Source organism: Sinorhizobium sp., assembly GCF_059070375.1.
In genome coordinates, this window is sequence record NZ_JCACWC010000003.1 from 824,155 (window position 1) to 847,930 (window position 23,776).

Consider the following 23,776-nt stretch of genomic DNA (forward strand, 5'->3'; position numbering starts at 1 on the left):
CCTTCTAGAGAAACAGACCGGAGAGGACGAGATAGAGAAAGGCCGAGAGCAGCGCCGACACGGGAACCGTGATGACCCAGGCGGCGACGATGGTCAGGAAGTGGGAGCGCCGCACCAGGCGCCGGCGGCGCACTTCCGCAAAGTTCGTCTCGCCCTTTTCCATGAATTCGGTCTGGCCCGTCTTGCGCCGGACATATTCGAGCCGCCGTTGCGAGTGACGCGTGTACCACTCGCGAAAGAAGCCGACGCCGAACACGGCGCCGACCGCCGTGTGGGTGGAACTGATCGGCAGGCCGAGAGCCGAGGCAAGCAGAACCGTCACGGCGGTTGCAAGCGCCACGCAGAAGGCGCGCATAGGGTTGAGACGCGTGATTTCCTCGCCGACGACGCGGATCAGCAGCGGACCGTAGAGCAGAAGACCCACCGAAATGCCGAGTGCGCCGATGAGGAGTACCCAGAAGGGGGCCTCCGAATCCGCGGTCGAGATCACGCCGTCGACAGCCGAGACGATCGCCGACAGCGGGCCGATGGCGTTCGATACGTCGTTTGCGCCATGGGCGAAGGAGAGCAGGGCGGCCGAGAAGATGAGCGGCAGGCGGAACAGCTTGCGAAGCGACTGGTTGCGGTTTTCGAGACCTTCCGACTGGCGGTGGATCCACGGCCTCGACACGATATAGCAAGCGATCCCGGCCAGTCCGCCGATCGCCAGGCCGGTCGGAAGCGGAACGGAAGCCAGATGGTCGATTGCAAAGACCGCGACATAGGCCGTGAACGAACCGGCAGTGACGCCGAGGACGACAGGCATCCAACGCCGGGCGGCCGAGATCTTGTCATCGCGGTAGATGACGAACTCCTTCAGGAAGGCGAGGAAGAGTGCGGCAATGATCCCGCCGAGCACGGGCGAAATCGTCCAGCTCGCTGTGATGCCGGCGATCGCCCACCACTTGACGCTGGAAAGCCCGGCGGCGGCGACCCCTGCGCCGATAATGCCGCCGATGAGCGAATGCGTCGTCGAAACGGGCGCACGCGAGTAGGTCGCGATATTGATCCAGATCGCCGATGAGATAAGCGCCGAGAGCATCACCCAGACCAGCCCTTCGGCGCCGACCACCTGCGTGCCGTCGATGATCCCGGCCTCTACGGTCAGCGTGACCTTACGGCCGGCGATCAGCGCTCCGGCGATCTCGAACACCGCCGCAATCCCCAGCGCCACGGGCATCGATATCGCCTTTGCGCCGACCGCCGCTCCGACGTTGTTGGTGACGTCGTTGGCGCCGATGTTCATCGCCATGTAGCCCGCGACCGCCGCTGCTGCAATCACCACGGCCGCACCGGAGGCGCCGGTGAAATAGCTCGCCGCGAAACCCATGCTGAGGACCAGGAAGAGAGCGGCAAGTCCGGGAGCAGCCAATCTGCGCATGACGTGATGCGACGCTTCCTCGGCAAGGCTGAACTTGTCGAGATCCTTGTCGAGCGTCAGCTTTTCGAGGCGCGGTCGCGGCTTGGCCAATGGCTGTTCTCCAACTGTAATATTCGCCAGTAGCGGCACAAACGGGCGTATTCAAGAGGAATTGACGAGGGGGCGAGGGGGGCGGCCGGGGCGTTACCCGATCCGGCATGTCGCAGCCTGCGGCGAGCTTGCGTGTCCGACCAGTCGTCGGGGCGGGTGCCGTGGGCTTCCGCCTCGCCGTCAGTTGCTGGAGGTTTTCGGCCGCTGCTCCGGGTCGGGGCCGAGGCGTTTGCCGAAATCGAGGATAAGCTCTTTCAGCGAAGGCTCTGCAACGCGCTTTGCCGCCTCACGATAGTCGACCCATTCCAGCCGCCTGCTGCCCTTCTCCGGGAAGTTCTTGCAGAAATCCTCGACTTCGAGCGCATGCACCTGCACCTTGCAGGAGATCTCCAAGCCGTGGTCCATCCGCTTCTGATAGACGTAGGCGCCGATGGCGGCCCTCTGCACCTTGCCCTTCACCCCGGCTTCCTCATAGGCCTCGCGCTCGGCGACCTCGTGTGCCTGCTTGCCCTGCATCGGCCACCCCTTGGGGATGACCCACCGGCCGGTGTCGCGGCTGGTGATCACCAGGATTTCCAGCGCATTCGTCTTCCTGGCAAGCCGATAGCATAGCGCCGCATACTGCATGCGCGCCGGGCGACGCAGCATGAGTTGCACATCAGAAGCGAGCCGGTGCAGAAAGTTCAAGATTCCCGATACTCCTCAACGAATCAGTGGTTACCGCGCGACCCGAGTATGAACCGTCGCATGCCGCTGTAAATGCGTTCGTCAAACGCGCCGCATTCATTCGGATTCACGCTCTTCCTTTTCGGGACTATACATCACCCAGCTAACGCAAAGCGCGGAGTCGCGGTTCCGACCGAACCACTGTCCCACGACCATATTTAGGAAATCGGCTGGAATTTTACCACGGGGCACTCGCCATCCGTACTTTTGCGCTTGTCGGGCGCGCGACGGGTCAGGAACCCGCGCGATCACGCTGCTGCAGGCGCAGGCGGGCAATGCGCACCCACTCTCCGCTGCGCTCGGCCTCGCGCGCTGCCGTGGCGACGAAATCGATGTGGCTCTGCGCGGCTGCCTTGGCGGTTTGCGGATCGCCGACCATGATCGCCGCATAGATCGCCTCGTGCTGCGCGAGAAGCTGGTCGCGTGCGCCGGGCGCGTCGAAGACGGAATTGCGGTGGAAGAAGATGCCTTGGGTCAGCAGCCTGTAACAGGCCCTGAGGGTGTGAAGCAGGATGATATTATGAGCGCTTTCGCCGATAGCATTGTGCAGTTCGATATCGGCTTCGAGTTCTTCGGCGAAGTTGCCGCTCTCGTGTGCGGCGCGCATGCGCTTGATGACGCGGGTAAGAATGTCGCGGTCGAAGTCGGTTGCGCGGGTCGCCGCCAGTTCCGCCGTCAAGCCTTCGAGTTCGCGCCGGTATTCGAGATAGTCCTGGGTCGCCTTGTGGTGGCGTCCGATGAGCTCGATCAGGGGTTTGGAAAAGATCTGGCCGACCACGTCGGCGACGAACGTGCCGCCGCCATGCCGGCTTTCGACGAGACCGCGCGCCTCCAACTCCTTGAGCGCCTCACGCAGGATCGGCCGCGACACGTCGAAGCGCCTGGAGAGTTCTCGCTCGCCCGGCAAGCGATCGCCGTCGCGTAATACGCCCTCGAGGATCAGAAGCTCGATCTGCTGCACCACCTCGTCGGCCGTCCGGCCATGGCTGATGCGGGCATAAAGGTCGTCCTGGTCTTCGGTCACGGCCACGTCTCCCGGAGCGCCAAGGGCTTTGTGCACAGGTGTCGCCGGCCTCCGCTTCCATTCGGCAATCTAACAGGACCCATCAAGTGGTCAAATTGATTGTCCACTCTGGCGGTGTTGACAAAGATCGAACTGCGTCAAAGCGCCCTGTTCTTTTTACCTTATCCGTTGATAAGAAGGTGATGATGAACGCGTGAGGGGGAAGAAGCGCTTCATGCCAAAGGGCAGTTTTGCATTTCCGGTGGCGCCCATGCGCGCCCAGGCGCTCGGCGAGGTCCATTCACGGCCCTATGCACTGGTGACGACTCCGCGCGTCATCTTTCAACTCGCCTTCATGACGGAGGGCGGGTCGATCGTCGATCACGCCGTGATGTCCGAGTTGTCGCGTTCGCGCGGCATCGCCCCGCCCGGTCGCGACGCCAATCACCACGCGATCCCTTGGGGACAGGGAACGCTGCGCTGGGAGCGGCACACGGAATTCTCCACCTATTTCTGGGACGCGCCCGCGCCTGAAAGCTTCGGCGGCGAGGTGCCGATCCATCCGTTCGGCGACGGTTTTTCGCCCCCGGGCTCGCTGATTTCCGGAGTTCGTCTGGAAATCCGTCCCGATACGCCGGAGACCCGCGAGGCGATCGCGGCCTTCGATCCCACGAGCCTCTGTTACAGCGAAACCAAGAATGGCCAGGCGGTGCTCCTGACCGACTTTCGCCAGAACGGCGACGGGCTGACCCAGGTGCTGGTCATCGATCGCGGCATGACGGAGGCGGGAACGGGCGCCCTGGTGCAGCGCCTGCTCGACATCGAGACCTACCGCACGCTCGCCATTCTCGGCCTGCCGCTTGCACAGTCGCTGTCGCCGGAGATCCGCCGCACCGAGGACGGCCTGACGGCGGTGACGCAGCGCATGAAGGAAAATGTCCGCGAGGAGGCTGACGAGATGCTGGCGGAGATCACCCGCCTTGCCGCCGATCTCGAAGCGGGTGCCGCCCTCAGCCTCTATCGCTTCGGCGCCAGCCGCGCCTATTACGGCATTGTCCAGGAACGCATCCGCACGCTTTCCGAGACGCCGGTGCCCGGTTACGAGACCATCGGCACCTTCCTCGAGCGCAGGCTGGCGCCGGCAATGCGCACCTGTCAGTCGGTCGAGGAGCGGCAGGCGAACCTCTCGCGCAAGCTCGCCCGCGCTACGGCTCTCCTGAGAAGCTGGATCGACGTTGAACTGGAACGGCAGAACAGCGCCCTGTTGAATTCGATGGATCGCCGCGCCAAGCTGCAATTGCGCCTGCAGCAGACCGTCGAAGGATTGTCGGTGGCGGCGATTTCCTATTATGTCGTCGGGCTCTTCGGCTACCTCGCCAAGGCCGTCAGTCATGAAATACCCGTTGACCCCGGTCTCCTGACTGGCCTCGCCGTTCCCTTCGCGGTCGCCGGGGTCTGGCTGGTGGTGCGGCGCATTCGCCGGCATCACGACGAGCACGGATAGTCTATTGCTCCCAGTAGGGCACCGGGCCGTAGAGTGCGGCGAGATAGTCGATGAACTGCCTGACCTTGGCCGGCAGGAATTGCCGGCTTGGATAGACCGCCGAAAGCGTCAGCTTGTGCGATCCTTCCCATTGCGGCAGCACCTGAACCAGGCGCCCCTCCCGAAGTTCCCTGCCGATGTCCCAGGTGGACCGCAGGGCGATGCCGGCACCGGCAATCACCGCTTCGCGGATGATTTCCGACGAGTTGGTGACGAGCGGTCCCTCCGGCCGATAGGAGAGGCTGCCGTCAGGCCCCTCCAGCTTCCAGTTGTCGTTGTTGTGCGCAGGCAGACAGATGTGATGCGCGAGTTCGCCGATCTCCGTCGGCGTTCCATGACGGGCGACATAGCTCGGCGCCGCGCAGAGAAGCCGGCGCACCGGCGCGAGCTTGCGGGCGACGAGGCTCGAATCGCTGAGTTCGCCTATTCGGATGGCGAGGTCGAAACCTTCTGCGACGATGTCGGTGAAATCGTCGGTCAGCACGATGTGCAGCTTCAGGTCGGGATGGTCCTTCATGAAACCGGTCAGATGCGGTGCGATGTGCATGCGCCCGAAGGAAGTCGGCGCGGAAATGCGCAGCGTCCCCTGGACCTGGGACGAACGGCCCGAGGCATAGGCCTCCGCTTCCTCCAGCCCGGCGAGAATGCCGAGAACGCGGTCATAGAAACCCTGGCCGGCCTCCGTCAGCGAAATCTGCCGCGTCGTGCGCTGCAGGAGCCGCGTGCCCAGCCTGTCTTCGAGCCGCTTGATACGTTTGGAAATCACGGCTGCGGAAAAACCGAGCGCGCGTCCCGCCGCCGACATGCTGCCGGTCGACACCACCCGCGCAAAAATTTCGAGATCGCCTAGATTCGTCATCAATCCTGATCATTGTTTCCAAAGGCGAAAAGATCATTAACATTTGCCGGGTGTCCGTCCAGCCCTGTAAAAGGTTAGAGCGGGATGCGCTGAGGTCATTGCTTGTGTATGTCCTCGTCTCAAGTCCGCCGCACACTTTTGGGCGACATGCATTAGTGGTAAGCAAAAAATACCACTTTGCTGTGAATGGGAGGCGCTCATGCCGGAGACGATCGGCTTTCTGAAGCCAAGGCAGGCCGTCCTCGACCGTCGGCGGGAAATCGTCGCCGATCTTGCCGATCTGTTGCCGGAAGGCGGCCTCATCAGCGACGAGCGCGGCCTCAAGCCCTTCGAGACGGATGCGTTTATCGCCTATCGGCGGATGCCGCTCGCGGTCGTCCTTCCTCAGACGACGGAGCAGGTGGCCGCGGTGCTCAAATATTGCAGCCGCTACGGCATTCCGATCGTGCCGCGGGGCGCGGGCACCTCTCTCTCCGGCGGCGCCATTCCTCAGGAGGACGCGATCGTCGTCGGTTTGTCGAAGATGTCGCGCATCCTCGATATCGACCTGTTCAATCGCACGGCGACGGTTCAGGCGGGCGTGACCAATCTCAATATTTCCGATGCAGTTTCGGCCGACGGCTTCTTCTATGCGCCGGATCCGAGTTCGCAGCTCGCCTGCACCATAGGCGGGAACATCGGGATGAATTCCGGCGGCGCGCACTGTCTGAAGTACGGGGTTACGACCAACAACCTTCTGGGTGTCAAGATGGTGCTTTTCGACGGCACCGTGATCGAACTCGGCGGCAAGGCGCTCGACGCGCCGGGATACGACCTGCTTGGGCTCGTCTGCGGTTCGGAGGGACAGCTCGGCATCGTCACGGAAGCGACGGTGCGGCTGATTGCGAAGCCCGAAGGAGCGCGGCCCGTCCTCTTCGGGTTTGCCTCCTCCGAGTCCGCCGGCAGCTGCGTCGCCGATATCATCGGATCGGGCATCATCCCCGTCGCAATCGAATTCATGGACAAGCCGGCGATCGAGATCTGCGAGGCTTTCGCCCAGGCCGGCTATCCCCTCGACGTCGAAGCATTGCTGATCGTCGAAGTGGAAGGCTCCGAGGCCGAAATGGATGCAATGCTCGCCGGCATTATCGAGATCGCCCGCCGCCACGGCGTGATGACGATCAAGGAATCGCAATCGGCTCTGGAAGCGGCACTGATCTGGAAGGGGCGTAAGTCGGCTTTCGGCGCAACCGGCCGGATTGCCGATTATATCTGCATGGACGGAACGGTGCCGCTGAGCCAGCTCTCCCATGTGTTGAGGCGGACCGGCGAGATCGTCGCCGGCTACGGCCTGCGCGTTGCGAATGTTTTCCATGCCGGCGACGGCAACATGCATCCGCTGATCCTCTACAACATCAATGATCCGGAGGAAGCTGCCCGCGCGGAAGCTGCCGGCAACGACATACTGAAGCTCTGTGTCGAGGCGGGCGGCTGCCTGACCGGGGAACACGGCGTCGGCATCGAGAAACGCGATCTGATGCTGCACCAGTACAGCAGGGCCGATCTCGGTCAGCAGATGGCGGCGCGCGCCGCCTTCGATCCGCAATGGCTTATGAACCCGTCGAAGGTTTTTCCGCTCGAAGGGCGGCCCGCGGCATGATCGTCCATTTCGAGCCGGCAAGCGAGGAGGGGATCGCGTCCGTCGTGCGGTCCGCGGCGGCCGAGCGCGTCACGCTCGCCGTGGTCGGCGGCGGCACGCGCGCAGGCCTCGGCAACCCCACGCGTGCGGACAGAACGCTCTCGACCAGGCGCCTTTCCGGCATCGTCACCTATGACCCGGCCGAGATGACCATGAGTGCGCTTGCCGGAACGCCGCTCGCCGAAGTCGAGGCAGCACTGCACGCCAAGGGCCAGATGCTCTCCTTCGAACCGATGGACCACCGGCCGATTTTCGCAACGACGGGCGAACCGACGATAGGCGGGGTCTTCGCCGCCAATGTCTCCGGGCCTCGCCGCTACGTCGCCGGTGCCGCTCGCGACAGCCTGCTCGGGGTGCGTTTCGTCAATGGCCGGGGAGAACTCATCAAGGCCGGCGGTCGGGTGATGAAGAACGTGACCGGGCTCGATCTCGTCAAGCTCATGGCGGGATCCTACGGCACGCTCGGCATTCTGACCGAAGTCACCTTCAAGGTGCAGCCACTCCCGCCGGCGGCGGCGACCGTCGTCGTCTCCGGGCTGAACGATGCGGAAGCCGCTGCGGTGATGGCGGAGGCCATGGCGCAGCCGGTGGAGGTTTCGGGTGCGTCGCATCTGCCGGAAAGCGTGCGCAGCCGCTTTCTCGACGGCGTATTGCCGGATGGCGCCGCAACGGTGCTCCGGCTCGAAGGCCTCGCGGCATCCGTTGCCATTCGGGCGGAAAAGCTCGGCGAAAAACTGTCGCGCTTCGGGCGGACTTCGCAACTCGACGAGGCGCAGACAGGAACCCTCTGGACGGAAATCCGCGATGTGAAGCCTTATGCCGATGGCACCAGACGGCCTTTGTGGCGCGTATCGGTCGCCCCTTCGGCGGGCCATCAGCTCGTCGCCGCATTGCGCCTGCAGACCGGTGTCGATGCCTTCTACGACTGGCAGGGCGGTCTGGTCTGGCTGCGCATGGAGGCAGACCCGGAGGCGGAACTGCTCCGCCGTTATATCGGCGCGGTCGGCGGCGGACATGCGGCGCTTCTGCGTGCCGACGAGGAGGCGCGCGGCCGCATTCCGGCCTTCGAACCGCAGTCCCCGGCCGTGGCACAATTATCGGAACGTATCCGCGCCCAATTCGACCCGTCGGGCATATTCAATCCAGGGCGCGCGGCCGCGTTGGTCCAGAACTAGGCGAAGGGACCTTTCGCCATCGTGCGGTCTAAAAGATCGGCCTAAGACGAAGAGAATCGATCATGGCGATTTCCGGCCAGCCCGACGGAGATCAAAGTGATCCAAGGCGCAAGGCGCCACATGGAGTACTCGGTTGCAGACCAACTTCTCCCCTGAGCAGCTCGCCGACCCGCATGTCGCCGAATCCGAAACGATCCTGCGCAAATGCGTGCATTGCGGTTTCTGCACGGCCACTTGTCCGACCTACGTGGTTCTCGGCGACGAACTCGACAGTCCGCGCGGGCGGATCTATCTGATCAAGGACATGCTCGAAAACGGTCGTGCGGCAGACAGCGAGACGGTCACCCATATCGACCGCTGTCTCTCGTGTCTTTCCTGCCTGACCACCTGTCCCTCGGGTGTCGACTACATGCATCTTGTCGACCACGCCCGCGCCCATATCGAGAAGACCTACAAGCGGCCGTTCAAGGACCGGCTCGCCCGCGCCGTCATTGCCGCCACTCTTCCTTATCCGTCACGGTTCCGGCTGGCGCTCGGGGCTGCCGGTCTTGCGCGCCCGCTCGCCGGATTGCTGAAGAGGGTTCCCTTCCTCAGGACCTTCGGCGTCATGCTCGATCTGGCGCCGAGCGCGCTGCCGGTATCGCGGGGGGCAAAGCCGGCGGTCTACGCGGCAAAGGGCACGCCGCGCGCCCGCGTCGCGCTTCTGACCGGCTGCGCGCAGCCGGTGCTGCGGCCGGAAATCAACGATGCGACCATCCGTCTGCTCACGGGCCAAGGAGTCGAGGTCGTCGTTTCGGCGGGAGAGGGCTGTTGCGGGGCACTCGTCCACCACATGGGACGGGATGAGGCGGGGCTGAAGGCTGCCCGGCACAACATCGATGTCTGGCTGAAGGCGGCGGCGGAGGATGGGCTCGACGCCATCATCATCACCGCATCCGGCTGCGGGACGACGATCAAGGATTACGGCCATATGCTGCGGCTCGACCCGGCCTATGCTGAGAAGGCTGCGAGGGTTTCCGCGCTGGCCAAGGACGTCACCGAATATCTCGCGACCCTCGACCTGCCGGAGCAGGGGGCACGGAATCTCACCGTTGCCTACCACTCCGCATGCTCGATGCAGCATGGGCAGAAAATCACCGCGGCACCGAAGCAGCTCCTTAAACGGGCGGGCTTTTCGGTGCGCGAGCCGGCGGAGGGTCATCTCTGTTGCGGTTCGGCCGGCACCTACAACATCCTGCAGCCGGAGATCTCGGCGAAGCTGAAGGCGCGGAAGGTGAGAAATATAGAGGCGACCAAGCCTGAAGTGATCGCCACCGGGAATATCGGCTGCATCACCCAGATCGCCAGCGGCACGGAGATACCGATCCTGCACACGGTGGAGCTGCTCGACTGGGCCTATGGCGGTCCGAAGCCGGCGGGGTTGTGACTGCCAGGAGGTGAGCAGGGCCCTCATCCGCCTGCCGGCACCTTCTCCCATTTTGAGTGCGAGATGGGACTCGCGGAAAGGTCCCTGTCCCCTCTCCCCGCGTGCGGGAAGAGGGCTGGTCCTCGGGTGAGGAGAGGTCCAGTGCCGCCGTCAGCCGCCGAAAATGGTGCGGAAAATGTCGACGCCGCGATCGTCGAAATAGGTGTCGCCAGGCTTGCTGCCGGGGCCGATGACGACGACTTTCGTGCCGATCCCGGCGCGCTCATAGAGGTGTTCGACATCCTCGTTCATCATCCGGATGCAGCCCGAGGACATGTTCTGGCCGATGGTCCAGGGCTGGTTGGTCCCGTGGATACGGAAGATCGTGTCGCGGCCACCCTTGTAGAGATAGAGCGCGCGGGCGCCGAGCGGATTGTCGATGCCGCCGGGCTGCGTGATCGGCAGGATGCGGCCATTCGCTCTCTCGCGCACGCGCATCTCGGCCGGCGGCGTCCAGCTCGGCCATTCGGCCTTTCGGCCAACCTTGACGACACCGGACCAGCCGAAGCCGTCGCGGCCGACGCCGATGCCATAGCGCGTCGCCCGGTTCGGGCCGTCGATGTAATAAAGATACTTGCTGTTGGTATCGACGATGATGGTGCCGGGAGCCTCGTCCGTGCGGAAGCGCACCTTGGTGCGCCAGTATCTCTGAGGCGGCTTCTTCTGCTTGGCGACTTGAATGATGTCGGAACTTTTTACGCCCGCGCCGACAGTATCGGCCGGAGTAAATGCCGAAGCGTTTCCGGAGACAAGAAGAGCAGCGGCCGCAACTGCAAGCGCGGCCATCCCCGTGACATGACGTCTCATTACGATTTCCCTCTGAACCCTCGTTGCAAGCAAGCCACGCGATTTAACCGCAAGTGGGCGCCCGCGATACATTCTATAGTGCAACGATTTCGACGAGACTTGTATCTGAGGGAACATCTGTTGCTTCAAAACCACGGTTTGCGGCGATGAAGAGGGAAAAGAAGTATTGTGCATCCATGGTCGCTATATCACGACGACTTTTGTGCCGACCTTAACTCTCTCATAGAGATCGACCACGTCCTCGTTACGCATGCGGATACAGCCGGAGGAAACGCCGTAGCCGATCGTCCAGGGTGCATTGGTGCCGTGGATGCGATAGAGCGTCGAGCCCAGATACATGGCGCGAGCCCCGAGCGGATTCTCCGGTCCGCCGTCCATGCGGGCCGGTAGATAGTGGCCCCGCGCTGCCTCACGCGCGATCATTTCCTGCGGCGGCGTCCAGTTGGGCCACTCGGCCTTGCGCGTGATCCTGTGCTCTCCCGCCCATTCGAAGCCCGGCTTGCCGACTCCGACGCCGTAGCGCCGCGCGTCGCCGTTGCCGGTGACGAGATAGAGAAAGCGGTTGTTGGTGTCGATGACGATGGTCCCGGGCTTCTCCTTCGTCTCGTAAGCGACCATCTGCGGGAGGAACTGTGGATCGATTCTCGACTTTGCCGGCTTCTGTCTGCGCGCGATCGAGGCTGGCTGAACGGCCGCGTTGGGGGGGCGGCGGCTGAGCTCGCGCCGCTCGACCCGCTTTCGGGTGGTCGTGGGAACCTGCTGGCGATAGACCACGCGCTTGCCCGTCAGCTGCATCACCCAGGGGGCGGTCAGATCCGGGCTGACGATGACAGGCGGACGGTTTTGATACCGATCCTGTGCGCCTGCAACCCCGGAAAGGATCGAAAAGAAGCATGCGGCAAAACAAAGGGATTTTTTCAGCATCGGACGGACTCGCTACTTGGCCGGAACAATCTGGAGGAGCCCGGGTGAGTTGTCCCGCCAAGGCCCTTGCGTTCAATTCAGTGGGGCGGAGCTCTGGGGAAATCGCATGCGCGTTGCAGCGCTCCGGCAATGGCGCGATGCTCTCATCTGTCCGCAACCGAACCGTAAACGGTGCGGCGCTCAAGGGCGGCCTCGGCAATAAAGCTTTGGGTAGGGTTATTCGCCTCTTTATCGATGTGGTTTGCAAATGGTAAATGGAACAAAAGAGAAACGATGGAGAGAGGCGAAATGGCAGCCAGGGGCTTGATTACGGGGGAAGACGGCCTTGATCGCTGTGCCTGGCACGGCAATCTGGAGGATTACCGCCGCTATCATGACGAAGAATGGGGCCGGCCGGTCGCCGATGATCACAGGTTGTTCGAAAAGATATGCCTCGAAGGCTTTCAGTCGGGCCTCTCCTGGCTGACGATCCTGAGAAAGCGCGATGCGTTTCGCGCCGCATTTGCGGGCTTCGATTTCGACAAGGTCGCCGAGTTCGGCGAGGAGGACGTCGAGCGTTGCCTCGCCGATACCGGCATCGTTCGCCATCGCGGCAAGATCGTGTCGACCATCAACAATGCCCGCCGGGCGAAGGAGCTGCGCGCGGAATTCGGTTCGCTGGCGGCCTATTTCTGGTCGCATGAGCCCGATGGAAGCGAGCGTCCGAAGATCGTCGATTTCGAGACCCTCATCGCCAATCCGACGACGCCGGCCTCAGTGCGGATTTCGAAGGATCTGAAGAAGCGTGGCTGGACCTTTGTCGGCCCGACCACCGTCTATGCCTTCATGCAGGCGATGGGCCTCGTCAACGACCATATCGAGGGCTGCTTCTGCCGCGCGCCGATAGAGGACCTGCGCCGGCGCTTCGCACGTCCGGCGGCCTGATTGCCGCATCCGGCAAGAGCATCGCCCTCCCATTCAATGGGAGGGCGATGTTCGCTGATAGCAGGTAAATTACTAGGGTTGGGCCGGGTATGGCCTGGCCGATTTGAAGGAGCGGAGCGCGTAGTATATCGCACCCGCTATGGCGACGCCGAAGAACCAACCGTAGACGCCCCACCATGCCGGCATGACGGATGTAAGCCCCGGCAGGATCGAGGAGAAGACGATCCCGATGCCGGCGGCGATCAGCGCGTTGACGTGCCAGCCGTTCTCGAAGCGGAACTCGCCGTGTTCGCGGTAGAGCGCCTCCACATCCACGCGGCCCTTCCGGATGAGGTAGTAGTCGACCATCATGACGCCGAAGATCGGGCCCATCGTATTACCGATCATGTTGACGAAGTGCGCGGCCCCGCCTTCCCAAGGCGCGAATGGATAGAGCGCGAGGGCGATCAGCGCCGCGATATAGCCACCCTTCTTGAAGTCGATGTGCTTGGGAAAGACGTTGGCGAAGTCGAAGGCGGGCGAGACGAAGTTGGCGACGACGTTGATGCCGAGAGTCGCCACCGCGAAGGTCAGTGCGGCGAGCAGCGCCAGGAACCAACTGTCGAACTTGGCCGAGATCTGGTCGGGGTGCAGCAGCACCTCGCCATAGACATTGAAGGCGGCGATGGTTGTAACGCCGGCGACCAGCGAGAACAGGATGAGGTTGACCGGCAGGCCCCAGAGGTTGCCGACCTTCAGCGACCGTTCGCTCGGGCAGTAGCGCGAGAAGTCGCAGAAATTGAGATAGAGCGCGGAGAAATAGGTCACCCAGATCGCCGCCACTGCGCCAAGTGCGGCGAGCGACCCCGGTACGCCGGGCACGCCGGCATTCTTGGTCTTTTCAAGCAACACGTCCATCGGGATCGTGTGGCTGAACGAGAAGCCGCCCGCCTTGACGACGAGATAGATCGCAAGCAGCAGCATCATCACCCAGACTGCTGGACCGGCCCAGTCCTGGAACTTTCGAACCGTCTCCATGCCGTTCTGGATGATCAGCAGTTGAAGACCCCAAACGACGACGTAGCAGACGAGTTCGAGGGTGGAATGACCGAGCATGTGGCTCGACTGGTGGAACTGAAGCAGGCTTTCATTGCGGACAAGCAGCGCGACGATGGCGCCCGAGGCTGCCGCCGTCTGGGCGCCGTACCAAAAGCACGCGACGATGGCGCGGACGATTGCCGGGAAGTTCGCGCCCCAGATACCGAAGGACGCCCGGGCCAGGACCGGGAAGGGCACGCCGGTGCGCACGCCGGCAACGCCGACAAGCTGCATCAGGAAGAAGATGATGAGCGAGCCGATGCCGATCGCCAGGAGAAAGTTCATAAAGCTGCCGCAGAAGAGAAACAGGCTGGCGGCAAGATAGTAGCCCCACAGGCTGTGCACGTCCGATGTCCAGACGTTGAAAATGGAGAATGCGCCCCAGTTGCGTTCTTTGGCGGGCGCGAGGTCTTCGTTATACAATTGTGGAGATGCACCGGGTGGTATCGTCATCGTTTCCCCTCTTGACGTCATGGCACCTGTGCCTATGGAAGAGGAGCTTGCCGCCCGCTGTCAATATCGCTGCGTGCTCAGAGTGCTATAGCGACCTTTGCGCGCCTCATTAAGACGCGCGGCGCTGTAGGAAACGTATCGGAGGTTGCATCCTCTCCACCCTCATCCCTGTGTTTGTCACAGGGATCCAGCAGCGCCGCGTCTGCGGCGCGGGAAGCGTTTTTTCAGCCAAGGACTTGGTCTGGCTGGATTCCTGTGACGAGCACAGGAATGAGGAAATCAAGCAAGCGCGGCCGGTGGCCCGAAACTCAACAGGCCTTAGAGCGGAATGAGGAAAACTGTGCGCCGCCCGCGTGCCGCTCTTCTTGGAATCGATCACGTTCATGCTTTTAGGTCGACCTGACCTAAAAGCATCGTGATCTAGCCGCCATTGCGGGCCAGCCATTCCTTCATCATCCTGATCTCTGCTTCCTGGGCCTTGATGATGTCATCCGCGAGTTTGCGGATCGCTTCGTCCTTGCCGTGTTCGAGCTCGACCTTCGCCATGTCGATCGCTCCCTGGTGGTGAGCGATCATGGCGCGTACGAAATCGAGATCGGCATTGCCGCTGAAGGCGATGTCCATGTCCTTGTGCATCTTGGCGTTCGCCTCGGCGAAGGCCTTGCTCGACGGGGACGCGTCACCCGCCGCGCCGCTCTCTGCCGAACCGTGATGCATGCTGCCGTGGTCGGTTTCCTGCGCCAGCACGGGAACAGCAGCGAGCGTAGCGGCGAGAAACAGGGCAGACAGAGATCGTTTGAGGACCATTTCGTTTCCTTTCATCGAGTCCGCCGCTCACAGGGGCGGACAAAATGCAAAGATGATGGAAATTGGCACGCGCCGTCAGGCGTCCGTATTGTCGCTATCCGGAAGGGCGAACACGCCTTCGAGCGAACCCTCTGCGCCCTCGTCCGTAAGCGTCGAATTGCCGATGCAATAGAGTGGCGAAGGATGTCCCGTTACGCCGCGGACGGTGGTCGAGAAGCAGAAGGACGAGGAGCTTTCCGTCGCCTGTTCCAGAATGTTCAGGATCGTGGACCGGTCGCCTCTGTCATAGGCCCTGACGAGGTCGACGATGCCGCAGGGATTGCGCCGCAGACCGAGGAGGGCAGCGGTTTTGGAACCTATCATGAAAGCGCCGCTGGAAAGGTCGCAGCGCCATGGCTCCACCAGGCAACCCGCCTGCGAGACGCGGCGGGTCCAGGCTCTGTGCGTCTCCGGACTCAAAGGTTTTATGGATCCGGATCCCGGTGTCATGAAGTTCAGCATATCGCTCAGTCCCCAAAGTCGCCCTCGATCTGCTGCGTAACCTATACGCGTAAATTGCGAGATATACAATCACGGCATTGTGATCGGGCCGTTCGCGCAGGAACGCATGCAACGCCGCAATGTTCCGCAAGGCCGCACGCGCGCGGTCTTGCGGCTTGTCGCCGCCCTTGCCGCCCCTGCCATGATCCGGTAGGGAAGGCACCGACCAAGCTTGAAGTCCGGAATGCTTTCAATGAATGAAAAACAGAAGAAAACGCAGAAGCTCAGGGCACGCCTGCCGCGCGGCTTCGTCGACCGGTCGGCCGCGGACATTCGCGCCGTCGACGAGATGATCGCGAAAATCCGCGAAGTTTACGAACGTTACGGCTTCGATCCGGTGGAGACGCCGCTTTTCGAATATACCGACGCGCTCGGCAAGTTCCTGCCCGACAGCGACCGGCCGAATGAAGGTGTCTTTTCGCTGACCGACGACGACGACCAGTGGCTGAGCCTGCGCTACGATCTGACTGCGCCTCTCGCACGTCACGTGGCCGAGAATTTCAACGAAATCCAGCTTCCCTATCGTACCTATCGCGCCGGTTACGTTTTCCGCAACGAGAAGCCGGGCCCGGGCCGCTTCCGCCAGTTCATGCAGTTCGATGCCGATACGGTCGGTGCCGCCGGCGTACAGGCCGATGCCGAAATGTGCATGATGATGGCCGACACGATGGAGGCGCTCGGCATTGCCCGCGGCGATTACGTGATCCGCGTCAACAACCGCAAGGTACTCGACGGCGTTCTGGAGGCGATCGGTCTCGGCGGAGTCGAGCAGACGAATACGCGGCTGACGGTGCTGCGCGCCATCGACAAGCTCGACAAGTTCGGTCCGCAAGGCGTGCGGCTGTTGCTGGGTGAAGGGCGCAAGGACGAGAGCGGCGACTTCACCAAGGGCGCCGGGCTGAACGAGGAGCAGATCGGCAAGATCCTTTTCTTCGTTGGGATCACGGACTATGCGAGCAGCGCGGACGATCTGGCGGCGCTCGTCGCCGGAACGGCCCGCGGCGCCGAGGGCGTCACCGAGTTGAACACGATCCGCAGCCTTGTACTCAGCGCCGGCTACGAGGCGGACCGCATCAAGATCGACCCCTCCGTCGTGCGCGGCCTCGAATATTATACCGGCCCGGTCTTCGAAGCGGAGTTGCAGTTCGCCGTCACCAATGAAAAGGGCGAGCAGGTCGTCTTCGGCTCCGTCGGCGGGGGCGGCCGCTACGACGGCCTCGTGTCGCGCTTCATGGGACAGCCGGTACCGGCGACCGGGTTCTCCATCGGCGTGTCGCGGCTGATGACGGCACTCAAGAATCTGGGCAAGCTGGGCGCCGAACAGGTCACCGCTCCGGTTGTCGTTTGCGTCATGGATCGCGATATCGAAAGCATGGGGCGTTACCAGCGCTTCGTGCAGGATCTGCGGCATGCCGGCATCCGCGCCGAAATGTACCAGGGCAACAAGAAGAACTTCGGCGACCAGCTCAAATATGCCGACCGTCGCGGATCGCCGATCGCCGTGATTCAGGGGGGCGACGAGCGCGCCTCCGGCGTTGTGCAGATCAAGGACCTGATCGAAGGCAAGCGCCTTTCGGGCGAAATCGAGGATAATGTCGCCTGGCGCGAGGCGCGTGTCGCGCAGGTTTCCGTCCCGGAAGGCGAACTCGTCGCGAAGGTGCGCGAAATTCTGGCGGAACAGGCCGAGGACCGGAAAAGGGCGGGTTGACCGCAATGCCTCTGATCAATCTTCCCGCCTTTGCCGGCGACCTTCTCGCAGATTTCGAGCGCCGGAACACGCTGCGCGTCGATACGCCGGTCATCCAGCCGGCGGAGCCTTTCCTCGACATGGCCGGCGAAGATCTGCGCCGGCGCATTTTCATGACCGAGAGCGAGACCGGCGAGAGCCTTTGCCTGCGCCCCGAGTTCACCATTCCCGTCTGCCTCCGCCATATCGAGACCGCAACCGGCACGCCGCAGCGTTACGCCTATCTGGGCGAGGTGTTCCGGCAGCGCCGCGAAGGATCGAGTGAATTCTACCAGGCGGGCATCGAAGACCTCGGCGATCCGGATACGGCCGCTGCCGACGCCCGCGTGGTCGGCGACGCTATGTTCGTTCTCGCCAACCGGTTGCCGGGCGAGCGGCTGAACGTGACGCTCGGCGACCAGTCGGTGTTCGAAGCGGTGATTGCCGCATGCGGCCTGCCCGGGGGCTGGCAGAAGCGCCTCATCCATGCCTTCGGCGATCAGAAGCAGTTGGAACGGCTCCTGGCGGCGCTCGCCGATCCGAAGTCGCCCGGCGTCTTCGGTCACGACGTCGAGCGCGTCGCGTCGCTCGGCATGCTCGAGGACGAGGAGCGGCTCGTCGCCCATATCGGCGAGACGATGAAGGCGACCGGCTATTCGACCAATGCGAGCCGCTCGCCCCGCGATATAGCGCGGCGCCTGAAGGAAAAAGTCGAACTCGCCGCCACCCGGCTGGACAAGGAGGCGCTCGGCGTCATGCGCGCGTTCTTGGCTTTCGATCTGCCGCTCGCCGATGCTCCGGCGGCGCTCCACCGCTTCGCCGGCAAGGCGGGCCTGAAGATCGATGATGCGCTGGCGCTTTTCGACGCGCGCGTGGCCGCGCTTGCAAGGACCTGCGCCGATCCCGGCCTGATGCGTTACCGCGCCGCCTTCGGACGGCCGCTTGATTACTACACCGGGCTCGTCTTCGAAATCGGGGTCGAAGGCACGCCGGCGGTGCTCGCCGGCGGCGGCCGGTTCGACCGCCTTTTGACTTTGCTCGGTGCCCGCGAGCATATTCCGGCCGTCGGCTTTTCCCTCTGGCTCGACCGGATAGAACAGGTGATCGCTGCGGGGAGGGCGGAATGACCGTCACCATTGCGCTGCCCTCCAAGGGGCGAATGAAGGATGAGGCCTCGGCGATCTTCGAACGCGCCGGAATGAAGATTGCGGCAGTCGGCAGCGACCGGTCCTATCGCGGCCGCGTTGAAGGGTGGGCCGACGTCGAGATCGCCTATTTGTCCGCCTCGGAAATCGCCCGTGAGATCGGCAGCGGCGCGGTCGATTTCGGCGTCACGGGCGAGGATCTCGTGCGCGAAGGCCTGGCGGACGCCGACACCCGGGTCGACTTCGCCGCCCGGCTCGGCTTCGGTCACGCCGATGTGGTCGTCGCGGTACCCGAGATCTGGTACGACGTCGACACCATGGCCGACCTCGGCGATGTCGCGGCGGACTTCCGCGCCCGCCATGGCCGCCGGCTTGCGATCGCCACCAAATACTGGCGTCTGACGCAGCATTTCTTCTCGGGCAGCCACGGCATCCAGCTCTACCGCATCGTCGAGAGCCTGGGAGCGACCGAAGGCGCGCCCGCGTCCGGCTCCGCCGACATCATCGTCGACATCACCTCGACGGGCTCGACGCTCAAGGCCAACCATCTGAAGATCCTTTCTGACGGCGTGATCCTGCGCTCCGAGGCCTGCCTCGTGCGGGCGCGCAAGGCCGCCCACGAGGGCAATCCGGTGATCGGCCGGATCGTTGCTGCCGTGCAGGCCGTGCTCTGAGCGCGAGGACGGCGAAGGTGAAGACCGGCAAATTTGCCTTCGACCCTGACAAATGCAACCGACGCTCCCTATGTTGGGGCGGCAGACACCCTTTCGATTTCCCACCTAGAGGCATCCGTCATGGCTGATCTTTCCTCGTTTCCGATCACGGCTCGCTGGCCGGCGAAAAGTCCCGATATCATCCAGCTCTATTCGCTCCCGACGCCGAACGGCGTTAAGGTCTCGATCGCGCTCGAAGAACTGGGCCTGGCCTATGAGGCACACCGCATTTCCTTCGATACCAACGAGCAGAAGTCGCCCGAATTCCTGTCGCTCAATCCGAACGGCCGCATTCCGGCGATCATCGATCCGAACGGACCCGACGGAAAGCCGATCGGCCTCTTCGAATCCGGCGCGATTCTGATCTATCTTGCAGAAAAGACCGGCAAGCTTCTCCCAGCGGATGCGGCCCGCCGTTACGAGACGCTGTGCTGGGTGATGTTCCAGATGGGCGGCATCGGACCGATGTTCGGGCAGTTCGGCCATTTCTTCAAATTTGCCGCCGACAAGGTCGCCAACAACCCCTATCCGGTTCAGCGCTATCGCGACGAAGCGAAGCGTCTTCTCGGCGTCCTCGAAGCGCGGCTCGAGGGCCGTCAATGGCTGATGGGGGACGAATACACCATCGCCGACATCGCGACCTATCCTTGGGTGGAAGGGGCTCGCAAATTCTATGGCGGCGCCGAGGTGCTCGACTATAAGAGCTTCCCGAACGTCATGGACTGGGTGGATCGCGGCCTGGCACGCCCCGCCGCCCAAAAGGGCATGGAGATCCCGCGCAAGGAGTAGTTTCGGGCGGGGGCCTCCGCCGGAGATTGACCGGGTGCCGGCCGGGAGGATAGCGATGGGCAGAGACGATTGAGACGGATGGAGCAGGTGTCGGGAAGACTTGTTGTTGTCGGTGGCGGTCAAGCCGCATTCGCTTTGGTCGCCAAGCTTCGCGCCCTCAAGGACATGCGTCCGATCACCGTGGTTGCCGCCGAAGCGAGCCTGCCCTACCAGCGGCCGCCGCTCTCCAAGAAATATCTGCTGCGCGAAATGACCCTCGATCGCCTGCTTTACCGGCCGGAGCCCTGGTATGCGGAGCACGAGGTCGACATACGTCTTTCGACCGCCGCGACGGCGATCGATCGCGCCGCCAAACGCGTGACGCTCAGCGATGGCTCCAAACTTGCCTATGAGACGCTTGCCCTCGCGACCGGCGCCACGCCGCGTCGGCTGCCGGCTGCGGCGGGCGGCGATCTCGCGGGCGTTTTCGTCGTGCGCGATTTCCGGGATGCCGACCGGCTGGCAGAGGAGATGCAGCCCGGCCGGCGGGTGCTGGTCGTCGGTGGAGGTTACATCGGCCTCGAGGCTGCGGCGGTTGCCCGGACCACGGGGCTCGAGGTCACAGTCATCGAAATGGCCGACCGGATCCTTCAGCGTGTCGCCTCCGGCGCCACCTCGGCGATCGTCCGCGAAATTCACCGCTCGCACGGCGTCGATATACGTGAACGCACAGGGCTCCATCGTCTGATCGGCGACAACGGCCGCGTTACGGCGGCGGAACTCTCCGACGGCTCCGTCATTCCCGTCGATATCGTGATCGTCGGCATTGGCGTGGCGGCGAATGATGCGCTGGCGCACGAAGCCGGCATCGAAACCGCAAACGGCATTGTCGTCGACAGCCACGGCCGGACCTCAGATCCAACGATCTTCGCCATGGGCGACTGCGCCGTCCTGCCGTGGGACGGCATGCGCATCCGCCTCGAATCCGTGCAGAATGCCGTCGACCAGGCGGAAGCGGTTGCCGCGGTTCTCGCGGGCAGCACCGAACCCTACGACCCGAAGCCCTGGTTCTGGTCCGACCAGTACGACGTCAAACTGCAGATTGCCGGCTTCGGCCTCGGCCACGACGAAACGCTCGTCCGCCAGGGCCAGCGCGAGGGCAGCGTCTCGGTCTGGTATTTCCGCCAGGGCAAGCTGGTCGCCGTCGATGCTATCAACGACGCCAAGGCCTATGTGACGGGAAAGAAGCTTCTCGAGGCGGGCGCCACGCCGGACCGTGTGCTGCTCGCCAATCCGCAGGTCGATCTGAAGGCATTGCTGACTTAGAGCACTTCCAGGAGAAGTGTGTAACGATTTTCCGTCCGGAAATGCGTTGGACCAAAGGGTCAGAACATTTCAGTGTTTCCATGAAACATTGAAATGCTCCAGCGCGGCCGCATGCGCTCCGGCATTATAAAACAAAAAGGGCGGCTCGAGAGCCGCCCTTCGGATCCGGATGGATCGTGCTAAGGCTGTCGCCTTATCACATCATGTCCATTCCGCCCATTCCGCCCATGCCGCCCGGCATTGCCGGAGCGTCCTTCTTGGGCAGTTCGGCGATCATGGCTTCGGTGGTGATGAGCAGCGAAGCAACCGAGGCTGCGTCCTGAAGCGCGGTGCGAACGACCTTGACCGGGTCGATGATGCCCATGGCGATCATGTCGCCATATTCGCCGGTCTGGGCGTTGTAGCCGAAGTCGTCGGTGTTCTTCTCGAGGATCTTGCCGACAACGATGGATGCTTCGTCGCCAGCGTTTTCGACGATCTGACGGGCCGGAGACTGCAGAGCGCGGCGAACGATGTTGACGCCGGCGTCCTGATCGTCGTTTTCACCCTTGACGGTGATCTTGACGGAAGAACGCAGCAGGGCAACACCGCCGCCCGGTACGATGCCTTCCTGAACTGCAGCGCGCGTCGCGTTGAGGGCGTCGTCGATGCGGTCCTTCTTTTCCTTCACTTCGACTTCCGTCGCACCGCCGACGCGGATGACGGCGACGCCGCCGGCGAGCTTGGCAAGGCGCTCCTGCAGCTTCTCACGGTCGTAGTCGGAGGTGGTTTCTTCGATCTGGGCCTTGATCTGAGCGACGCGGCCTTCGATGTCGGACTTCTGGCCGGCACCGTCGACGATCGTCGTGTTTTCCTTGGTGATCGAAACCTTCTTCGCGCGGCCGAGCATGTCGAGCGTGACGCTTTCGAGCTTGATGCCGAGGTCTTCCGAGATCACCGTGCCGCCCGTCAGGATGGCGATGTCTTCGAGCATGGCCTTGCGGCGGTCGCCGAAGCCCGGGGCCTTGACGGCAGCGATCTTCAGGCCGCCACGCAGCTTGTTGACGACGAGCGTTGCGAGTGCTTCGCCTTCGACGTCTTCAGCGATGATGAGGAGCGGCTTGCCGGTCTGAACGACGGCTTCGAGAACCGGGAGCATCGCCTGCAGGTTGGAGAGCTTCTTCTCGTGCAGGAGAATGAAAGCGTCTTCCAGGTCGGCGACCATCTTTTCCGGGTTGGTGACGAAGTAGGGCGACAGGTAGCCGCGGTCGAACTGCATGCCTTCGACGACTTCGAGCTCGGTTTCGGCAGTCTTGGCTTCTTCAACCGTGATGACGCCTTCGTTGCCGACCTTCTGCATCGCTTCGGCAATGTCGAGACCGATCTGCTTTTCGCCGTTTGCCGAGATCGTGCCGACCTGGGCGACTTCGTCCGAGGTGTTGATCTTCTTGGCCTTGGCGAGCAGGTCCTTGACGACTTCGGCGACAGCCAGGTCGATACCGCGCTTCAGGTCCATCGGGTTCATGCCGGCGGCAACGGCCTTCGCGCCTTCGCGAACGATCGCCTGGGCGAGAACGGTTGCAGTCGTCGTGCCGTCACCGGCGATGTCGTTGGTCTTCGAAGCGACTTCGCGGACCATCTGGGCGCCCATGTTCTCGAACTTGTCTTCGAGTTCGATCTCCTTGGCGACCGAAACGCCGTCCTTGGTGATGCGCGGCGCGCCGAACGACTTGTCGATAACGACATTGCGGCCCTTCGGGCCGAGCGTCACCTTGACTGCGTCGGCGAGGATGTCGACGCCGCGCAGCATCTTTTCGCGCGCGCTGCGGCCGAACTTGACTTCTTTAGCTGCCATTTTGAAAGCTCCTGGTTTCGAAACTCCGGAACTGGTCCGGTTTCAAATTACGGAATTTGAAGGGGTGCCGGCCGATCAGCCGATGACGCCCATGATGTCGGCTTCCTTCATGATCAGAAGGTCTTCGCCGTCGATCTTGACTTCGGTGCCGGACCACTTGCCGAACAGAATGCGGTCGCCGGCCTTGACGTCGAGCGGAACAACCTTGCCGCTTTCGTCGCGGGCACCCGAACCGACAGCCACGATCTCGCCTTCCTGCGGCTTTTCCTTAGCGGTGTCCGGAATGATGATGCCGCCCTTGGTCTTTTCTTCAGACTCGACGCGGCGGACGACAACGCGGTCGTGCAGCGGACGGAAATTGGTGCTTGCCATTGTCTAATCCCTCGATCAAATGACACTGCGGGTCGCGAATGGACCCGCCGGATGGGTGTTAGCACTCTTATCAAGTGAGTGCTAGCGCCAGCCGAGATAAGGGTGGCCGTGAAATGAGTCAAGGATCGGTTCCGAGATTTTTTGCCGGCCGCGATCGTTGACAGCGCCGGGCCCCCGCCGCGGCTTGTTTGATTATCTCATCCTGTAAGAGGCGAGACTGCAGGATCCGTTTCCTGCCAAAGGAACATGCCGGAGACCGCGCAGTCGCCACGCGAGGAATTCAAGCGCATCGCCATGCGTGCCGGCAAAACCGACCTGAGCTTCGACGCGCCGCTTCCTGGAATTGCTTTAAAATCCTTGGGAAGTGCCGCGTTTTTCTCGGCGTGAGGCTTGTATTCTTG

At 62.9% G+C, this 23,776-nt stretch carries 22 protein-coding genes; 11 read left to right on the plus strand and 11 right to left on the minus strand.

Translation table 11 applies throughout. From position 1 onward, the window contains the following. Positions 1-4 precede the first annotated feature (4 nt). The 3 genes from AC5J09_RS15995 to AC5J09_RS16005 form a co-directional block, all read right to left on the minus strand. Positions 5-1,510, minus strand: coding sequence for an inorganic phosphate transporter (locus AC5J09_RS15995; protein ID WP_324762991.1), 1,506 nt, complete (start codon positions 1,508-1,510; stop codon positions 5-7). A gap of 180 nt (positions 1,511-1,690) precedes the next feature. Next, complete coding sequence (locus AC5J09_RS16000; protein ID WP_100669355.1) at positions 1,691-2,197, minus strand: NUDIX hydrolase; 507 nt, start codon at positions 2,195-2,197, stop codon at positions 1,691-1,693. Positions 2,198-2,468: 271 nt separating this feature from the next. Then, complete coding sequence (locus AC5J09_RS16005; protein ID WP_324762993.1) at positions 2,469-3,260, minus strand: FadR/GntR family transcriptional regulator; 792 nt, start codon at positions 3,258-3,260, stop codon at positions 2,469-2,471. 214 nt (positions 3,261-3,474) lie between these two features. Between AC5J09_RS16005 and AC5J09_RS16010 the strand changes: the two genes are divergently transcribed. Then, positions 3,475-4,743 (plus strand): DUF3422 family protein, encoded by a 1,269-nt coding sequence (locus tag AC5J09_RS16010; protein WP_018094324.1) that lies wholly within the window; start codon positions 3,475-3,477, stop codon positions 4,741-4,743. 1 nt (position 4,744) lies between these two features. Here AC5J09_RS16010 and AC5J09_RS16015 read toward each other — a convergent pair whose 3' ends face one another. After that, positions 4,745-5,641 (minus strand): LysR family transcriptional regulator, encoded by an 897-nt coding sequence (locus AC5J09_RS16015; RefSeq protein WP_379938740.1) that lies wholly within the window; start codon positions 5,639-5,641, stop codon positions 4,745-4,747. A 199-nt stretch (positions 5,642-5,840) separates the two neighbouring features. Between AC5J09_RS16015 and AC5J09_RS16020 the strand changes: the two genes are divergently transcribed. The 3 genes from AC5J09_RS16020 to glcF all read left to right on the plus strand — a co-directional run bounded on the left by AC5J09_RS16020 (position 5,841) and on the right by glcF (position 9,920). After that, on the plus strand, positions 5,841-7,280 hold the full coding sequence (locus AC5J09_RS16020; protein ID WP_100669347.1) for an FAD-binding oxidoreductase: 1,440 nt from the start codon (positions 5,841-5,843) through the stop codon (positions 7,278-7,280). Continuing rightward, positions 7,277-8,494 (plus strand): glycolate oxidase subunit GlcE, encoded by a 1,218-nt coding sequence (gene glcE, locus AC5J09_RS16025; protein WP_494298914.1) that lies wholly within the window; start codon positions 7,277-7,279, stop codon positions 8,492-8,494. The genes AC5J09_RS16020 and glcE overlap by 4 nt, the downstream gene beginning before the upstream one ends. A gap of 133 nt (positions 8,495-8,627) precedes the next feature. After that, positions 8,628-9,920 (plus strand): glycolate oxidase subunit GlcF, encoded by a 1,293-nt coding sequence (gene glcF, locus AC5J09_RS16030; protein ID WP_494297991.1) that lies wholly within the window; start codon positions 8,628-8,630, stop codon positions 9,918-9,920. A gap of 150 nt (positions 9,921-10,070) precedes the next feature. On the opposite strand, the gene AC5J09_RS16035 is transcribed toward glcF, so the two are convergent. Then, on the minus strand, positions 10,071-10,766 hold the full coding sequence (locus AC5J09_RS16035; RefSeq protein WP_100669341.1) for a L,D-transpeptidase: 696 nt from the start codon (positions 10,764-10,766) through the stop codon (positions 10,071-10,073). 183 nt (positions 10,767-10,949) lie between these two features. Beyond that, on the minus strand, positions 10,950-11,690 hold the full coding sequence (locus tag AC5J09_RS16040) for a L,D-transpeptidase (protein WP_494297992.1): 741 nt from the start codon (positions 11,688-11,690) through the stop codon (positions 10,950-10,952). A 288-nt stretch (positions 11,691-11,978) separates the two neighbouring features. Here AC5J09_RS16040 and AC5J09_RS16045 point away from each other — a divergent pair, with 288 nt between their 5' ends. Then, on the plus strand, positions 11,979-12,614 hold the full coding sequence (locus AC5J09_RS16045; RefSeq protein WP_324762995.1) for a DNA-3-methyladenine glycosylase I: 636 nt from the start codon (positions 11,979-11,981) through the stop codon (positions 12,612-12,614). 72 nt (positions 12,615-12,686) lie between these two features. Here AC5J09_RS16045 and AC5J09_RS16050 read toward each other — a convergent pair whose 3' ends face one another. The 3 genes from AC5J09_RS16050 to AC5J09_RS16060 form a co-directional block, all read right to left on the minus strand. After that, a complete protein-coding gene (locus AC5J09_RS16050; RefSeq protein WP_324762996.1) occupies positions 12,687-14,144 on the minus strand; it encodes an NCS1 family nucleobase:cation symporter-1 in 1,458 nt (485 codons plus the stop codon). A gap of 420 nt (positions 14,145-14,564) precedes the next feature. Beyond that, a complete protein-coding gene (copM, locus tag AC5J09_RS16055) occupies positions 14,565-14,951 on the minus strand; it encodes a CopM family metallochaperone (protein ID WP_324762997.1) in 387 nt (128 codons plus the stop codon). A gap of 75 nt (positions 14,952-15,026) precedes the next feature. Continuing rightward, positions 15,027-15,452 carry a hypothetical protein gene (locus tag AC5J09_RS16060; protein WP_275596693.1) on the minus strand — a complete coding sequence of 142 codons (426 nt, stop codon included), beginning with the start codon at positions 15,450-15,452 and terminating at the stop codon, positions 15,027-15,029. Between the two features lie 232 nt (positions 15,453-15,684). Here AC5J09_RS16060 and hisS point away from each other — a divergent pair, with 232 nt between their 5' ends. The 5 genes from hisS (at position 15,685) to AC5J09_RS16085 (ending at position 21,169) form a co-directional block, all read left to right on the plus strand. Then, complete coding sequence (gene hisS / locus AC5J09_RS16065) at positions 15,685-17,199, plus strand: histidine--tRNA ligase (RefSeq protein ID WP_324762998.1); 1,515 nt, start codon at positions 15,685-15,687, stop codon at positions 17,197-17,199. A 5-nt stretch (positions 17,200-17,204) separates the two neighbouring features. After that, complete coding sequence (locus tag AC5J09_RS16070) at positions 17,205-18,344, plus strand: ATP phosphoribosyltransferase regulatory subunit (RefSeq protein WP_494298915.1); 1,140 nt, start codon at positions 17,205-17,207, stop codon at positions 18,342-18,344. After that, positions 18,341-19,036 carry an ATP phosphoribosyltransferase gene (gene hisG, locus AC5J09_RS16075; protein ID WP_324762999.1) on the plus strand — a complete coding sequence of 232 codons (696 nt, stop codon included), beginning with the start codon at positions 18,341-18,343 and terminating at the stop codon, positions 19,034-19,036. Before AC5J09_RS16070 ends, hisG begins: the two co-directional genes overlap by 4 nt. 120 nt (positions 19,037-19,156) lie before the next feature. Continuing rightward, positions 19,157-19,864, plus strand: coding sequence for a glutathione binding-like protein (locus tag AC5J09_RS16080; protein WP_324763000.1), 708 nt, complete (start codon positions 19,157-19,159; stop codon positions 19,862-19,864). Positions 19,865-19,942: 78 nt separating this feature from the next. Next, positions 19,943-21,169, plus strand: a complete 1,227-nt coding sequence (locus AC5J09_RS16085) for an NAD(P)/FAD-dependent oxidoreductase (protein WP_324763001.1) — start codon at positions 19,943-19,945, stop codon at positions 21,167-21,169. 196 nt (positions 21,170-21,365) lie between these two features. On the opposite strand, the gene groL is transcribed toward AC5J09_RS16085, so the two are convergent. Then, positions 21,366-23,003 carry a chaperonin GroEL gene (gene groL / locus AC5J09_RS16090; protein ID WP_010968823.1) on the minus strand — a complete coding sequence of 546 codons (1,638 nt, stop codon included), beginning with the start codon at positions 23,001-23,003 and terminating at the stop codon, positions 21,366-21,368. A 75-nt stretch (positions 23,004-23,078) separates the two neighbouring features. Continuing rightward, complete coding sequence (gene groES, locus AC5J09_RS16095; protein ID WP_011970827.1) at positions 23,079-23,375, minus strand: co-chaperone GroES; 297 nt, start codon at positions 23,373-23,375, stop codon at positions 23,079-23,081. 246 nt (positions 23,376-23,621) lie between these two features. On the opposite strand from groES, the gene AC5J09_RS16100 reads away from it, so the two are divergent. Then, entirely contained in the window at positions 23,622-23,762 is a 141-nt protein-coding gene (locus tag AC5J09_RS16100) for a hypothetical protein (RefSeq protein WP_157813643.1), read from the plus strand. The last annotated feature ends 14 nt before the right edge of the window (positions 23,763-23,776 follow it).

Bases quoted from the DNA above. Each gene is read 5' to 3' on its own strand.
- AC5J09_RS16010 (WP_018094324.1), top strand. From the start codon at position 3,475: ATGCCAAAGGGCAGTTTTGCATTTCCGGTGGCGCCCATGCGCGCCCAG.
- AC5J09_RS16015 (WP_379938740.1), bottom strand. From the start codon at position 5,641: ATGACGAATCTAGGCGATCTCGAAATTTTTGCGCGGGTGGTGTCGACC.
- AC5J09_RS16020 (WP_100669347.1), top strand. From the start codon at position 5,841: ATGCCGGAGACGATCGGCTTTCTGAAGCCAAGGCAGGCCGTCCTCGAC.
- glcE (WP_494298914.1), top strand. From the start codon at position 7,277: ATGATCGTCCATTTCGAGCCGGCAAGCGAGGAGGGGATCGCGTCCGTC.
- AC5J09_RS16035 (WP_100669341.1), bottom strand. From the start codon at position 10,766: ATGAGACGTCATGTCACGGGGATGGCCGCGCTTGCAGTTGCGGCCGCT.
- AC5J09_RS16040 (WP_494297992.1), bottom strand. From the start codon at position 11,690: ATGCTGAAAAAATCCCTTTGTTTTGCCGCATGCTTCTTTTCGATCCTT.
- AC5J09_RS16045 (WP_324762995.1), top strand. From the start codon at position 11,979: ATGGCAGCCAGGGGCTTGATTACGGGGGAAGACGGCCTTGATCGCTGT.
- AC5J09_RS16050 (WP_324762996.1), bottom strand. From the start codon at position 14,144: ATGACGATACCACCCGGTGCATCTCCACAATTGTATAACGAAGACCTC.
- copM (WP_324762997.1), bottom strand. From the start codon at position 14,951: ATGGTCCTCAAACGATCTCTGTCTGCCCTGTTTCTCGCCGCTACGCTC.
- AC5J09_RS16060 (WP_275596693.1), bottom strand. From the start codon at position 15,452: ATGCTGAACTTCATGACACCGGGATCCGGATCCATAAAACCTTTGAGT.
- hisS (WP_324762998.1), top strand. From the start codon at position 15,685: ATGAATGAAAAACAGAAGAAAACGCAGAAGCTCAGGGCACGCCTGCCG.
- AC5J09_RS16070 (WP_494298915.1), top strand. From the start codon at position 17,205: ATGCCTCTGATCAATCTTCCCGCCTTTGCCGGCGACCTTCTCGCAGAT.
- hisG (WP_324762999.1), top strand. From the start codon at position 18,341: ATGACCGTCACCATTGCGCTGCCCTCCAAGGGGCGAATGAAGGATGAG.
- AC5J09_RS16080 (WP_324763000.1), top strand. From the start codon at position 19,157: ATGGCTGATCTTTCCTCGTTTCCGATCACGGCTCGCTGGCCGGCGAAA.
- AC5J09_RS16085 (WP_324763001.1), top strand. From the start codon at position 19,943: ATGGAGCAGGTGTCGGGAAGACTTGTTGTTGTCGGTGGCGGTCAAGCC.
- groL (WP_010968823.1), bottom strand. From the start codon at position 23,003: ATGGCAGCTAAAGAAGTCAAGTTCGGCCGCAGCGCGCGCGAAAAGATG.
- groES (WP_011970827.1), bottom strand. From the start codon at position 23,375: ATGGCAAGCACCAATTTCCGTCCGCTGCACGACCGCGTTGTCGTCCGC.
- AC5J09_RS16100 (WP_157813643.1), top strand. From the start codon at position 23,622: ATGCCGGAGACCGCGCAGTCGCCACGCGAGGAATTCAAGCGCATCGCC.